11 protein-coding genes are annotated in these 13756 nt (G+C 62.0%); all 11 read left to right on the top strand.

Going from position 1 to position 13756, the window contains the following annotated elements; genetic code table 11:
- Nucleotides 1-2: 2 nt before the first annotated feature.
- Nucleotides 3-1394 (top strand): alginate biosynthesis TPR repeat lipoprotein AlgK, encoded by a 1392-nt coding sequence (gene algK / locus JFV30_RS23535; protein ID WP_169386265.1) that lies wholly within the window; start codon nt 3-5, stop codon nt 1392-1394.
- Nucleotides 1391-2878, top strand: a complete 1488-nt coding sequence (locus tag JFV30_RS23540; RefSeq protein ID WP_201125321.1) for an alginate export family protein — start codon at nt 1391-1393, stop codon at nt 2876-2878. The genes algK and JFV30_RS23540 overlap by 4 nt, the downstream gene beginning before the upstream one ends.
- Nucleotides 2878-4470, top strand: coding sequence for a mannuronan 5-epimerase AlgG (algG, locus tag JFV30_RS23545; RefSeq protein WP_029615879.1), 1593 nt, complete (start codon nt 2878-2880; stop codon nt 4468-4470). Before JFV30_RS23540 ends, algG begins: the two co-directional genes overlap by 1 nt.
- An 11-nt stretch (nt 4471-4481) precedes the next feature.
- Nucleotides 4482-5930, top strand: a complete 1449-nt coding sequence (locus JFV30_RS23550) for an alginate O-acetyltransferase (RefSeq protein WP_010170425.1) — start codon at nt 4482-4484, stop codon at nt 5928-5930.
- 8 nt (nt 5931-5938) lie between these two features.
- On the top strand, nt 5939-7048 hold the full coding sequence (locus JFV30_RS23555; RefSeq protein WP_201125322.1) for a mannuronate-specific alginate lyase: 1110 nt from the start codon (nt 5939-5941) through the stop codon (nt 7046-7048).
- A gap of 145 nt (nt 7049-7193) precedes the next feature.
- The gene (locus JFV30_RS23560) at nt 7194-8759 is read left to right on the top strand and encodes an MBOAT family O-acyltransferase (RefSeq protein WP_201125323.1); all 1566 of its coding nucleotides are present in this window, start codon (nt 7194-7196) and stop codon (nt 8757-8759) included.
- Nucleotides 8760-8770: 11 nt separating this feature from the next.
- Nucleotides 8771-9955, top strand: coding sequence for an alginate O-acetyltransferase (locus JFV30_RS23565; protein WP_201125324.1), 1185 nt, complete (start codon nt 8771-8773; stop codon nt 9953-9955).
- A gap of 16 nt (nt 9956-9971) precedes the next feature.
- Nucleotides 9972-10619, top strand: coding sequence for an alginate O-acetyltransferase AlgF (locus tag JFV30_RS23570; RefSeq protein WP_008434181.1), 648 nt, complete (start codon nt 9972-9974; stop codon nt 10617-10619).
- Between the two features lie 216 nt (nt 10620-10835).
- Nucleotides 10836-12287, top strand: coding sequence for a mannose-1-phosphate guanylyltransferase/mannose-6-phosphate isomerase (locus JFV30_RS23575; RefSeq protein ID WP_010170433.1), 1452 nt, complete (start codon nt 10836-10838; stop codon nt 12285-12287).
- Nucleotides 12288-12439: 152 nt separating this feature from the next.
- Entirely contained in the window at nt 12440-12904 is a 465-nt protein-coding gene (locus JFV30_RS23580) for a multidrug transporter (RefSeq protein ID WP_201125325.1), read from the top strand.
- A gap of 20 nt (nt 12905-12924) precedes the next feature.
- Nucleotides 12925-13737 carry an SDR family oxidoreductase gene (locus JFV30_RS23585; protein ID WP_201125326.1) on the top strand — a complete coding sequence of 271 codons (813 nt, stop codon included), beginning with the start codon at nt 12925-12927 and terminating at the stop codon, nt 13735-13737.
- The last annotated feature ends 19 nt before the right edge of the window (nt 13738-13756 follow it).

A 13756-nucleotide genomic window follows, 5' to 3' on the forward strand; every position in this document is an offset into this window, starting at 1 on the left:
CCATGAGCGCCCTTCGATCCCTGCCGGTTCCATTGGCGCTGGCCATCGCCCTCGCCGGGTGCGCCGGCCTGCCCGACCAACGCCTGGCCAACGAAGCCCTCAAGCGTGGCGACACGGTCACCGCGCAGCAGAACTACCAGCAGCTGGCAGACCTGGGCTACAGCGAGGCCCAGGTGGGCCTGGCTGACATCCAGGTCGGCACCCGCGACCCCGAGCAAATCAAGCAGGCCGAAGCCACGTATCGCGCGGCCGCCGACACCTCGCCCCGTGCCCAGGCACGCCTGGGCCGCCTGCTGGTGGCCAAGCCTGGCGCGACCGAAGCCGAGCACCATGAAGCCGAAGGCCTGTTGAAAAAAGCCTTTGCCAATGGCGAAGGCAACACCCTGATCCCGCTGGCGATGCTGTACCTGCAATACCCCCACAGTTTCCCGAACATCAACGCCCAGCAGCAAATCAGCAAATGGCGCGCCTCGGGTTACCCGGAAGCAGGTCTCGCCCAGGTGCTGCTGTACCGCACCCAGGACACCTACGACCAGCATCTGGACGAAGTGGAAAGCATCTGCAAGGCCGCGCTGAACACCACGGATATCTGCTACGTCGAGCTGGCCACGGTCTACCAGAAAAAAGCCGAGCCGGAAAAACAGGCTGAGCTGCTGAAACAGATGGAAGCCGGCTACAGCCGTGGCGCCGTGACCGCCCAACGGGTCGACAGTGTTGCCCGTGTGTTGGGCGATGCGACCCTGGGCAAGACCGACGAAAAAACTGCCCAGGCCCTGCTGGAAAAAATCGCCCCGGGCTACCCGGCATCCTGGGTCAGCCTGGCGCAACTGCTCTACGACTTCCCGGAACTGGGCGACGTCGACCAGATGATGAAGTACCTCGACAACGGCCGCGCCGCCGACCAGCCCCGCGCCGAACTGTTGCTGGGCAAGCTCTACTACGAAGGCAAGTGGGTCCCGGCTGACGCCAAGGCTGCCGAAGAACACTTCCAGAAAGCCGTCGGCCGCGAAGTGGCTGCCGATTACTACCTCGGCCAGATCTATCGTCGTGGCTACCTGGGCAAGGTCTATTCGCAAAAGGCCCTCGACCACCTGCTGACCGCCGCGCGCAACGGCCAGAACAGCGCCGACTTCGCGATCGCCCAACTGTTCTCCCAAGGCAAGGGCACCAAGCCCGATCCGCTTAACGCCTATGTCTTCAGCCAGTTGGCCAAGGCCCAGGACACGCCGGAAGCCAACGACCTGGCCACCCAGCTCGAAGCCCCGCTGACCCCGGAACAACGCGCCGAAGGCCAACGCCTGGTGCAACAGGAACTGGCCGCGCGCGGCACCCTGGCCCAAAGCACGCTGCAATTGCACGCCCTGCAAGAAGAAGACGGCGAGGAATCCCTATGAAGCTCAATCCATTCGTCATGGCCGGCATCGGCCTGACCTTCGCCCTGCTGTGGTCGTGCCCGACCCTGGCCGCGCTGACCGAAGCCAAGAACTTCGGCCTGGAAGTGAAAGTCACCGGCCAGTCCGAAGATGACCGCGACCTGGGCACCCAGAAAGGCGGCGACGTCAACGGCATCGGCCTCGACCTGCGCCCGTGGATCTACGGCGAAAGCGGCAACTGGAGCGCCTACGCCATGGGCCAGGCCGTGACGTCCAGCGACATCATCGAGACCGACACCCTGCAACAGTCCTCGGATGACGCCACCCAACAGACCAGCAATGACGACCGCAAGAGCAAGAAAAACTACCTGGCGATGCGCGAGTTCTGGGTCGCCTACGGCGGCTTCACGCCCTACCCCGGCGAGATCCTCAAGCTCGGTCGCCAACGCCTGCGCAATGACGACGGCCAATGGCGCGACACCAACATCGAAGCGCTGAACTGGACCTTCGACACCACCTTGCTCAAGGCCAATGTCGGCGTCGCCGAGCGTTTCAGCGAATACCGCACCGACCTCAAGGAACTGTCGCCCAAGGACAAGGACCGCCAGCACCTTTACGCCGACGCCGCCTATCAGTGGACGCCAGGCCAGTGGATCGGCCTGCGCGCTCACCACACCCATGACGACGGCAAGCTCGACTACCCGCAACCGGGCGTGGCCACCGACTCGCTGGACAAACGCGAGAACGGCGACCTGACCTGGCTCGGCATCGAAGCCAACAGCGACGCCTACAACTGGCGCAACACCAACACCGTCAACTACTGGGCGAGCGTCACCGGCATGCAGGGTGACCGCGACACGGTCAACGCCTTGAACGCCGACGGCACCCGCCCCGCCAATGCCAAGCGCAGCGATGACGTGAATGGCTGGGCCACCGACCTGGGTGTGCGCCTGCGTCTGGACCCGCAGTGGCAAGTGGGCGCGGCTTACTCGCGCGCGAGCGCCGAATACGAGCAGAACGGCCTGCAAAGCAACCGTTCGAACTGGACCGGTACCCAGTCCCGTGTCCACCGTTTCGGCGAAGCGTTCCGTGGCGAAATGAACAACATGCAGTCCATGAGCCTGTTCGGTTCCTGGCAGTTGCGCGAGGACTATGACGCCAGCCTCGTGTACCACAAGTTCTGGCGCGTCGACGGCAACAAGCCGGTCGGCAGCAACGGCATCGATGCCGTGCAGAACAACACCGATGACGTGACCGGCGCGATCCTGTCCAGCACTTCCCTGCCGCTTGAAGACGGCAAGAAAGACCTGGGCCAGGAGATGGACCTGGTGGTCACCAAGTACTTCAAGAAAGGCCTGCTGCCGGCCGGGCTCAGCCAGTCGATCGACGAACCGTCGGCCCTGGTGCGCTTCCGTGCCGGTGTGTTCAAACCGGGCGACGCCTATGGCAGCCAGGTCGACTCGTACATGCATCGCGCCTTTGTCGACGTGATCTGGAAGTTCTGATGGGAGCCTGCGCAATGAACCCTCAAGCCCTCAAAGGCTCGGTCAGCCTGCTGGTCGCAGCCATGCTGCTGGCCAGCACTTCGGCCTTCGCCGATGTCGCGCAGCAGGTCAAGGCGCCGACCATCGCCAAAGAGCTGCAACAGGCCAAGACCTACACCATTTCGAGCCCGCCGACCGAGCCGCTGGAAATGGCCAAGCCGGCGCTGCCGGACGTGTCCGGCTACACCGCGGCGAATATCGCGAAGAAAATCGTGCGCAGCAAGCCGGGCAAAATCAGTATCCGCCGGATGATGCAGGAAGACGCCCTGAAGGACTTCATCGGCGGCGACAACAAGATGGCTGAATGGGTGGTGCGCCAGCACGGCATTCCCCAGGCGATCTTTGTCGACGACGGCTACATGAACCTCAAGGACCTGCTGAAGAAAGTGCCCAAGCAGTACTTCAGCGAAACCTCGCCGGGGGTGTTCCTGGCCAAGTTGCCGATCGTGGTGGGCCGTAAAGGCATCCTCGAAATCGACAAGCAGACCCAGGAATTGCGCCTGTCCCAGGAGGCCGGTTCGTTCCTGATCAACGACGGCCAGCTGTTTGTGCGCGACACCAGAATCACCGGCTGGCGCGAGAAGACCAACGGCCCGGCGACCTTCCAGTCGCCCAAGGAATTCCGTCCGTTCCTGCTGGCCTGGGGCGGCACCGAGACCTACATCGCCAACAGCAAGATGGCCAGCTTCGGCTACGCCAACAGTAAGTCGTATGGCGTGAGTATTTCCCAGTACACGCCGAACATGGCCAAGGTGCTCAAGCGTCCCGAGCCGACGGGCTGGATCGTCGACTCCGAGTTCTCGGACATGTGGTACGGCTTCTACTGCTATGAGACCACCGGCTTTGTGCTCAAGGGCAATACCTACAAAGACAACATCGTCTACGGCATTGACCCCCACGACCGGTCACACGGTTTGATCATCACCGACAACACCGTCTACGGCACGAAGAAGAAGCACGGCATCATCATTTCCCGGGAAGTGAACGACAGCTTCATCTTCAACAACCGCAGTTTCGACAACAAGCTCTCGGGCCTGGTGATCGACCGTAACAGCGTCAACAACCTGATCGCCGACAACGAGATCTACCGCAACCACACCGACGGCATCACCCTCTATGAGAGCGGCGATAACCTGCTGTGGGGCAACAAGGTGATCAGCAACCGTCGCCACGGCATCCGCATACGTAACAGCGTGAACATTCGCCTGTACGAAAACGTGGCCATGGCCAACGGGCTGACCGGCGTATACGGCCACATCAAGGACCTGACCGACACCGACCGCGACATCGCCCTCGACCCGTTCGACACCAAGGTCTCGCTGATCGTGGTCGGCGGTGAACTGGCCGCCAACGGCAGCGGGCCGCTGTCCATCGACTCGCCGTTGAGTGTCGAGCTGTACCGCGTGTCGATGCTTGCGCCGACCAAATCCAGTGGCATCAGCTTCTCGGGCGTTCTCGGCGATCGCCAGGAAGAGATTCTCGACTTGCTGGTACGCCAGAAGAAAGCCGTGCTGATCGACCCTGTCGAACGCCAGACCGAAATGCAGGACTGAGGATGACCTTTATGCACCCACACATGATCAAACTGCTCAGCCTTTCGGGTTTGACCCTCGGCCTGCTCGCGGCCAGCCAGGGCGTGCGCGCCGACGAAGTACAGGCCCCGAAGTTCAGCGCCGAGCCGTGCTGCAGCCTGTGCCCGGCCGCCCACGACGCGAAGAATTACACCACGCGCTACCAACAGAACTTCACCACCCTGGTACAAGCCCAGGGTGACTGGCTGTTCCGTACCCAGGAAGACCTGCGCACCGAATTCGACACCAGCCCCGCCGGCTACAAACGCATGCAACAGCTGCACGATGCGTTCAAGAGCAAGGGCGTGGAACTGGTGGTGGTGTACCAGCCGACCCGTGGCCTGGTGAACCGCAACAAGCTCAACCCGGAAGAGAAAGCCAAGTTCGATTTCGACAAGGCCCTGGGCAATTACAAGACCATGCTCGGCCGCTTCGCCAAGATGGGCTACGTGGTGCCGGACCTGTCGCCGTTGACCAACGAGCAGCTGCCGGATGAATTGCCGGCCCACGACTTCTACTTCCGCGGTGACCAACACTGGACGCCGTACGGCGCCCAGCGCACCGCCAAAATCGTCGGCGCCAAAGTGCGCGCGATGCCTGAATTTGCCGGTATCCCGCAGCGTGAATTCGAGACCAAACGGTCCGGGCGCATGGGCAAGACCGGCACCTTGCACAACATGGCCGGGCAACTGTGCGGCACCAGCTACGCGATCCAGTACATGGACCAGTTCACCACCGAGCCCAAGGGCGAAGCGGGCGACGGCGACCTGTTCGGCGATTCCGGCAACCCGCAGATCACCCTCGTGGGCACCAGCCACAGCGGCAAGAACTACAACTTCGCTGGCTTCCTGGAACAGGAAATCGGTGCCGACATCCTCAACGTCGCCTTTCCCGGCGGTGGCCTCGAAGGCTCGATGATCCAGTACCTGGGCAGCGAAGAATTCCAGAAGACCCCGCCGAAGATTCTGATCTGGGAATTCTCGCCGCTGTATCGCCTGGATCAGGAGACCATCTACCGCCAGATGATGTCGCTGCTGGACAACGGCTGCGAAGGCAAGACCGCCCAGATGACCGCCAGTACCACGCTGAAGCCCGGCAAGAACGAATTGCTGGTGAACAGTTCGAACAAAGACCTGCGCAATGCCAGCCATCAGGTCGACATCCGCTTCGCCGACCCTTCGGTGAAAACCCTGCAAGCCACCCTCTGGTACATGAACGGGCGCCACGAGGACATCAAGATCGAGAAACCCGAAACATCCGATACAGACGGGCGTTTCGCCTTTGAACTGCGCACCGATGAAGACTGGGCCACGCAAAACCTGCTGGCCGTGGAAGTGCAGGGCCCCGAAGCGGGTCAGGCCGCGCAGAAGGTTGAAGCGAAAATTTGCACACGCAACGTATTCCCAAGCGGTGGTCAACAGACCGCCCAACTCGGGCAATGAGGTTACTTATGCAGAAGTTATTGATTCCAACTTTACTGGGCATGGCGATCTTCGCCGGCTCAGTCAACGCCGCCGCGCCACTGCGTCCGCCCCAGGGTTATTTCGCCCCGGTGGAAGCGTTCAAGACCGGCGACTTCAAGAATGACTGCGACACCATGCCGGCGCCGTACACCGGCTCGCTGCAATTTCGCAGCAAGTACGAAGGTTCGGACAAGGCCCGTTCCACGCTGAATGTGCAATCGGAAAAGGCCTTTCGCGACAGCACCGCCGACATCACCAAGCTGGAAAAAGACACCAGCAAGCGCGTGATGCAGTTCATGCGCGACGGTCGCCCGGAGCAGCTGGAATGCACCTTGAATTGGCTCACCAGCTGGGCCAAGGCCGATGCGTTGATGTCCAAGGACTTCAACCACACCGGCAAGTCGATGCGCAAATGGGCGCTGGGCAGCATGGCCTCGGCCTATGTGCGCCTGAAGTTCTCCGACTCCCACCCGCTGGCCAACCATCAGCAGGAGTCACAGTTGATCGAGGCCTGGTTCAGCAAAATGGCTGACCAGGTGGTGAGCGACTGGGACAACCTGCCGCTGGATAAAACCAACAACCACTCCTACTGGGCCGCCTGGTCCGTCATGGCGACTTCCATCGCCGTGAACCGCCGCGACCTGTTTGACTGGGCCGTGAAGGAATACAAGGTCGGCGCCAATCAGGTCGACGACCAGGGCTTCCTGCCGAACGAATTGAAGCGTCAGCAACGGGCGTTGTCGTACCACAACTACGCCCTGCCGCCGCTGTCGATGATCGCCAGTTTTGCGCTGGTCAACGGTGTGGACCTGCGCCAGGAAAACAACGGCGCGCTGAAACGCCTGGGTGACAAGGTGCTGGCCGGGGTGAAAGACCCGGAAATCTTCGAGAAGAAGAACGGCAAGGAGCAGGACATGAAGGACCTCAAGGAGGACATGAAATTTGCCTGGCTTGAGCCCTTCTGCACCCTCTACACCTGCGCGCCGGACGTGATCGAACGCAAGCACGGGATGCAGCCGTTCAAGACCTTCCGCCTCGGGGGTGACCTGACCAAGGTCTTCGACCCGACGCACGAGAAAGGCAACAAAGGCAGCTGATACAAAGCGCCCACATCTGGACTCGGTCCAAAGGTGGGAGCTGGCTTGCCTGCTCCCACACTGAACGCGTACACCCTCCCAGATTCGTGGGGGGTTTGGGGGGGCCGTTGGCCCTTGACTGTTGGTTAAACATGGAGAGATCGGGATGGTTTTCTCGTCCAATGTGTTCCTGTTTCTGTTCTTGCCGATCTTCCTCGGCTTGTACTACTTGAGCGGGCAACGCTATCGCAATCTGCTGCTGCTGATTGCCAGCTACGTGTTCTACGCCTGGTGGCGAGTGGACTTCCTGGCACTGTTCGCCGCCGTGACGCTGTGGAACTACTGGATCGGCCTCAAGGTCGGTGCGGCAGGCGTGCGCACCAAACCGGCCCAGCGCTGGCTGCTGTTGGGCGTGGCGGTCGACCTGTGCATTCTCGGCTACTTCAAGTACGCCAACTTCGGCGTCGACAGCATCAACCTGATGATGAAGTCGGCGGGCCTGGAGCCCTTCATCCTGACCCACGTGCTGTTGCCGATCGGGATCTCGTTCTACATCTTCGAGTCCATCAGCTACATCATCGACGTGTACCGCGGCGACACCCCGGCCACCCGCAACCTGATCGACTTTGCGGCGTTCGTGGCGATCTTCCCGCACCTGATTGCCGGCCCTGTATTGCGCTTTCGCGACCTGGCCGACCAGTTCAACAACCGCACCCACACCCTCGATAAATTCTCCGAGGGCTGCACGCGGTTCATGCAGGGTTTCATCAAGAAGGTGTTCATCGCCGACACCCTGGCGGTGGTCGCCGACCATTGCTTCGCCCTGCAAAACCCGACAACGGGCGACGCCTGGCTCGGCGCGCTGGCCTACACCGCGCAGCTGTACTTCGACTTCTCCGGCTACAGCGACATGGCCATCGGTCTGGGCTTGATGATGGGTTTCCGCTTCATGGAAAACTTCAAGCAGCCGTACATCAGCCAGTCGATCACCGAGTTCTGGCGGCGCTGGCACATCAGCCTGTCCACCTGGCTGCGTGACTACCTCTACATCACCCTGGGCGGCAACCGTAAAGGCACGCTGACCACCTACCGCAACCTGTTCCTGACCATGCTCCTCGGTGGCCTGTGGCACGGTGCGAACATCACCTACATCGTGTGGGGCGCCTGGCACGGCATGTGGCTGGCGATTGAAAAAGCCATCGGCCTCAACACCGCACCGCGCAGTTTCAACGTCGTCCGCTGGGCCTTCACCTTCCTGCTGGTGGTGATGGGCTGGGTGATCTTCCGCTCGGAAAACCTGCACGTCGCCGGCCGCATGTACGGCGCGATGTTCAGCTTCGGCGAATGGTCGCTGTCGGAACTCAACCGCGCCAGCCTCACCGGCCTGCAAGTGGCAACCCTGGTGGTGGCGTACGCAACCCTGGCGTTCTTCGGCCTGCGGGATTTCTACAGCAACCGCCCACCGGAAAAAACCAAGCCTGCGGTCAACACCCAGGCCGATGGCCCGGCCACTGCCCAACCGGGCTTGATCAAGTCCGTACCGGGCGACAACCCGGGCAGCATCCATGAGCCCGGCTACACCGTGGGCACCGAGGCCACCGTGCAACCGGCCTACTGGAGCGCCACCTGGCCACGCTACGCCATGCGCGCTGCAGTGCTACTGCTGTTCGTGGCATCGATTCTCAAACTTTCGGCGCAGAGCTTCTCGCCGTTCCTTTACTTCCAGTTCTGAGGGAGCCGACCATGACCCGTTCATTACGCGTCCTCTATATCGCCTTGTTCCTGGCCGTGCTGTTGGCCTTGGGTGCCTGGTCGATGCGCAGTTTCCTGGGCTTCAGCACCAACGCCGACGCGACCGTGCTCAACGGTCGCTGGACCAAGGCCGTCGAGACCCATTACGACGACCAGTTCCCGATCAAGCGCCTGGGCACCAACCTCTGGGCAGCCCTGGACTACAAGCTGTTCAACGAAGGCCGTCCCGGCGTGGTGATTGGCCGCGATCACTGGTTGTACAGCGACGAGGAATTCAACCCCATCGTCAACGAAGACCAGAACCTGCAGGGGAACTACGCCCTGGTGGAAGGCGTGCGCCAGAAGCTCAAAGCCCAGGGCATCCAACTGGTGATGGCGATCGTGCCGGCCAAGGTGCGCCTGTACCCGGAACACCTGGGTGAAGTGCAGCCGGCCAGCATCCACGCCGGCCTGTACCAGGACTTCCATGCCCGCATGGCCGCCGCCAAGATCGTCGCCCCCGATCTGATGGGCCCGCTGCAACAGGCCAAGCTGCACGGCCAGCAAGTGTTCCTGCGTACCGACACCCACTGGACACCGGACGGCGCTGAAGTCGCGGCCAAGCAACTGGCCAAGACGATTAAAGATAAAACCCCACTGAGCGGCGAGCCTCAACGCTTTGTCACCGAAGCCGAGAAGACCGAACCGCACAAGGGCGACCTGCGCCTGTTCCTGCCCCTGGACCCGCTGTTCGAAAACCTGATGCCGCCCAAGGAGCCACTGCAAAAGCGCGTGACTCACCTGGCTGAAACCAAAGGCGACGACGCGCTGTTCACCGACAGCGAAACCCCGGTGGCGCTGGTAGGCACCAGCTACAGCGCCAACCCGAACTGGAACTTTGTCGGCGCGCTGAAGCAAGCCCTGGGCAGCGACGTCATCAATTACTCCGAAGACGGCCACGGCCCGATCCTGCCGATGCTCAGCTACCTGAAAAGCGACGACTTCAAGAACAGCCCGCCCCAGGTGCTGATCTGGGAGTTTCCTGAACGTTATCTGCCCGTGAACAACGAAATCGGCGACGCCGACCCGCAGTGGGTTGCGCAGCTCAAACAAGCCGGTACGCGCCAACAGAACATGGCACTGAACACCCCAGTTAAAACCCAAAAATCCGAGACGCCCGACCGGGCGCAAAACTGAAAGAGAGGTAACTCACATGACTTTCACTACTAACCTCGCAAAAACTTTTGCTCTCGTCGCCGGCATGAGCGTTGTTTCGATGTCTGCCTTCGCCGGTGGCGACGCCGCCCTCTACGGTCCCGTCGCGCCAAAAGGCTCCAGCTTTGTACGGGTGTACAACGCCAGCAACCAGGAGGTCAGCGCCACCGTCGGCAGCACCAACCTCAACGAGGTTGCACCGCTGGCCAGCAGTGACTTCAGCTTCATGCCGGGCGGTGACTACAGCGCCAAGGTCGGCAGCCAGACCCTGCCGGTCAAGCTCGCCGCCGACCACTACTACACCCTGGTCAGCAGCGGCAGCGGTCAGCCACAACTGATCGAAGAACCGCCGTTCAAGAACAAGCAGAAATCCCTGGTGCGCGTGCAGAACCTCAGTGACAAGTCGCTGACCCTGAAAACCGCCGACGGCAAGACCGACGTGGTCCAGGCCGTGGCTGCCAAGGGCCGTGGCGAGCGCGAGATCAACCCGGTGAAGGTCAGCCTGGCCTTGTACGAAGGCGACAAGAAAGTCGGTGATGTGAAGCCGGTGGCCCTGGAGCGCGGTGAGGCAGCAGTGCTGTACGTCACCGGCACCGGCGCCAACCTGTCGCCAGTATGGGTCAAGCGCCCTGTGTCGACCCGCTAACTATTTCCCGGACTGACCGCAACCCCTGTAGGAGCGAGCTTGCTCGCGAAGAACGTTAACGATGACGCAGCGCCCCTGGTTTATCGCGGCGCTCTCAGGTTTTTCGCGAGCAAGCTCGCTCCTACAGGGGACGGGGCCAGCCCGGCACGAGACAAAAACAAGAGTGAAACGACAAACCTTCGTAGCTCTGACCCATATCGATTCAAGGAGAAACACATGATCCCAGTAATCCTTTCCGGTGGTAGCGGCTCACGTCTTTGGCCGCTTTCCCGCAAACAGTTTCCCAAGCAGTTCCTGGCCCTGACCGGCGAGCACACCTTGTTCCAGCAAACCCTGGAGCGCCTGGTATTCGACGGCATGGACGCGCCCATCGTGGTCTGCAACAAGGACCACCGCTTTATCGTCAACGAGCAACTGGCCGCCCGCAAACTGGACACCCAGCGCATCCTGATGGAACCGTTCGGCCGCAACACCGCGCCGGCCGTGGCCCTGACCGCGATGATGCTGGTCAACGAAGGCCGTGACGAGCTGATGCTGGTGCTGCCCGCCGACCACGTGCTGGACGACCAGAAAGCCCTGCAACGCGCCCTGGCCCTGGCCACCGTGGCCGCCGAGCGCGGCGAGATGGTGCTGTTCGGCGTACCGGCCACCCGTCCGGAAACCGGCTACGGCTACATCAAGTCGACCAACGATTCGCTGCTGCCCGAGGGCGTCAGCCGGGTACAGCAGTTCGTCGAAAAACCCGATGAAAAACGCGCCACCGAGTTCGTCAAAAGCGGTGGTTATTTCTGGAACAGCGGCATGTTCCTGTTCCGCGCCAGCCGCTTCCTGGAAGAGCTGAAAAAGCACGACCCGGACATCTACGACACCTGCCTGCTGACCCTGGAACGCAGCAACCACACCGCCGACACCATCGACATCGACGAGTCCACCTTCGCCTGCTGCCCGGACAACTCCATCGACTACGCCGTGATGGAAAAAACCCAGTTGGCCTGCGTGGTGCCATTGACCGCCGGCTGGAGCGACGTGGGTTGCTGGGCATCGCTGTGGGACGTGAATGAAAAAGACGCCAACGGCAACGTCAGCAAAGGCGACGTGGTGATCCAGGACAGCCGCAACTGCATGATCCACGGCAACGGCAAACTGGTGTCGGTGATCGGCCTGGAAAACATCGTGGTGGTGGAAACCAAGGACGCGATGATGATTGCCCACAAGGACAAGGTCCAGGGCGTCAAGCAGATGGTCAACACCCTCAACGAACAGGGCCGCAGCGAAACCCAGAACCACTGCGAGGTGTACCGTCCGTGGGGCTCGTATGACTCGGTGGACATGGGCGGCCGCTTCCAGGTCAAGCACATCTCGGTCAAGCCGGGCGCGTGCCTGTCGTTGCAGATGCACCACCACCGCGCCGAACACTGGATTGTGGTCAGCGGCACCGCCGAAGTCACCTGTGACGAGAACGTGTTCCTGCTCACCGAAAACCAGTCCACCTACATCCCGATTGCCTCGGTGCACCGTTTGCGCAACCCGGGCAAGATTCCCTTGGAGATTATCGAGGTGCAGTCCGGCAGCTACCTGGGTGAGGACGATATCGAGCGCTTTGAAGATATCTACGGGCGGTCTACGCCGATCGAGCGTGGCGTGTCGGTGAAAACCATCGCGCAGTAAACAGAGCAACACAAGAAGCCCCCGCCCCACCGACTGCGTCCCTATCCGCAGCCGGTGGGCCGGGGGCTTTTTCTTTGGGGCCGGGAACCCGAAGATGGTCAACTCCACCTACGCTTGGTTAGGATGCTCGTTCCGTTTTCGAGGTTGTTGCCATGTTCTTTGGTGTCTTGCTGATTATCACCTGGCTGATCCTCCTGCTGCGCTACCCGGCCAAGGCGTTGCCGGTTTCCCTCGCGGCTGCCGTCGGGCTGGGCCTGGTGGCGGTATGGGTGGTGTGGCTGGACAACCGCGAAGCCCAGCAATTGGCGCGCCTGGAACTGCGCACCGTCTACGCCCCCAAAGAATGCCCGGCGGACCGCCCGCTCAAGCTCACCTTGAACAACGGCAACAGCGTCCCGCTGACTGAACTGCGCTGGCGCATCGCTGCCTATGCGCCGGGCGATACGGTCAACCTGGCCGACAACGTGTACGCTGCCCCGCGCTATCGCGGCCCCGGCGAATTGCAGGCCGGCGCCACCTGGGAAGACTGCCTGCCGGTGCCGCCGCTGCGCCCCGGCTACCGCCCGCAAACCCTGGAGTTTCGCGCCGAGCATTTGCAAGGCAGCTTCTCCGACTAATCACGACAAAGGACTGATCCATGCCCAACGTACTCATCACCGGGTGTTCCAGTGGCATCGGCCGTGCCCTGGCGGACGCCTTCAAGCACGCCGGTTTTGACGTGTGGGCCAGCGCCCGACGCACCGAAGATGTCGCCGCACTGAGCGCCGCCGGCTTCAACGCTGTACGGCTGGACGTCAACGACAGCACCGCGCTCGTTGAATTGGCCGGGCAGATCGGCGAACTGGACGTGCTGATCAACAACGCCGGCTACGGCGCCATGGGCCCGTTGCTCGACGGCGGCACCCAGGCGATGCAACAGCAGTTTGAGACCAATGTGTTTTCCGTGGTCGGGGTGACCCAGGCGCTGTTCCCGGCCCTGCGCCGGCGCAAAGGGTTGGTGGTGAATATCGGCAGCGTCTCGGGGGTGCTGGTCACGCCGTTTGCCGGTGCCTACTGCGCCTCGAAAGCGGCGGTGCACGCCTTGAGCGACGCGTTGCGAATGGAACTGGCGCCGTTTGGCGTGCGGGTGATGGAAGTGCAGCCGGGCGCCATTGACACGAGCTTCGCGAAAAACGCCGGTACCCAGGCCGAGCTGTTGATCAATGAGCAATCGCCCTGGTGGCCGCTGCGCGAAAGTATCCGCGCGCGGGCCAAAGCCTCCCAGGACCGGCCTACGCCTGCCAGCCGTTTTGCAGCGGACGTGCTCAAGGCCGTGCAACAGACCACACCGCCACGCCTGTTGCGCTCGGGCAATGGCAGCCAGGCGCTGCCGTGGATGGCGGCGTTGTTGCCCAAGGGGTTGCTGGAGACCGTATTGAAAAAACGCTTTGGCCTGAGCGGCCAGCTCTAAGAGCCCCCGCCTCCCCGTG

The sequence above is a fragment of the Pseudomonas sp. TH32 genome, from assembly GCF_016650855.1.
GTDB lineage: Bacteria > Pseudomonadota > Gammaproteobacteria > Pseudomonadales > Pseudomonadaceae > Aquipseudomonas.

Excerpts from the sequence above, each read along its gene's own strand:
- algK (WP_169386265.1), top strand. The coding sequence starts at position 3 with ATGAGCGCCCTTCGATCCCTGCCGGTTCCATTGGCGCTGGCCATCGCC.
- JFV30_RS23540 (WP_201125321.1), top strand. The coding sequence starts at position 1,391 with ATGAAGCTCAATCCATTCGTCATGGCCGGCATCGGCCTGACCTTCGCC.
- algG (WP_029615879.1), top strand. The coding sequence starts at position 2,878 with ATGGGAGCCTGCGCAATGAACCCTCAAGCCCTCAAAGGCTCGGTCAGC.
- JFV30_RS23550 (WP_010170425.1), top strand. The coding sequence starts at position 4,482 with ATGCACCCACACATGATCAAACTGCTCAGCCTTTCGGGTTTGACCCTC.
- JFV30_RS23555 (WP_201125322.1), top strand. The coding sequence starts at position 5,939 with ATGCAGAAGTTATTGATTCCAACTTTACTGGGCATGGCGATCTTCGCC.
- JFV30_RS23560 (WP_201125323.1), top strand. The coding sequence starts at position 7,194 with ATGGTTTTCTCGTCCAATGTGTTCCTGTTTCTGTTCTTGCCGATCTTC.
- JFV30_RS23565 (WP_201125324.1), top strand. The coding sequence starts at position 8,771 with ATGACCCGTTCATTACGCGTCCTCTATATCGCCTTGTTCCTGGCCGTG.
- JFV30_RS23570 (WP_008434181.1), top strand. The coding sequence starts at position 9,972 with ATGACTTTCACTACTAACCTCGCAAAAACTTTTGCTCTCGTCGCCGGC.
- JFV30_RS23575 (WP_010170433.1), top strand. The coding sequence starts at position 10,836 with ATGATCCCAGTAATCCTTTCCGGTGGTAGCGGCTCACGTCTTTGGCCG.
- JFV30_RS23580 (WP_201125325.1), top strand. The coding sequence starts at position 12,440 with ATGTTCTTTGGTGTCTTGCTGATTATCACCTGGCTGATCCTCCTGCTG.
- JFV30_RS23585 (WP_201125326.1), top strand. The coding sequence starts at position 12,925 with ATGCCCAACGTACTCATCACCGGGTGTTCCAGTGGCATCGGCCGTGCC.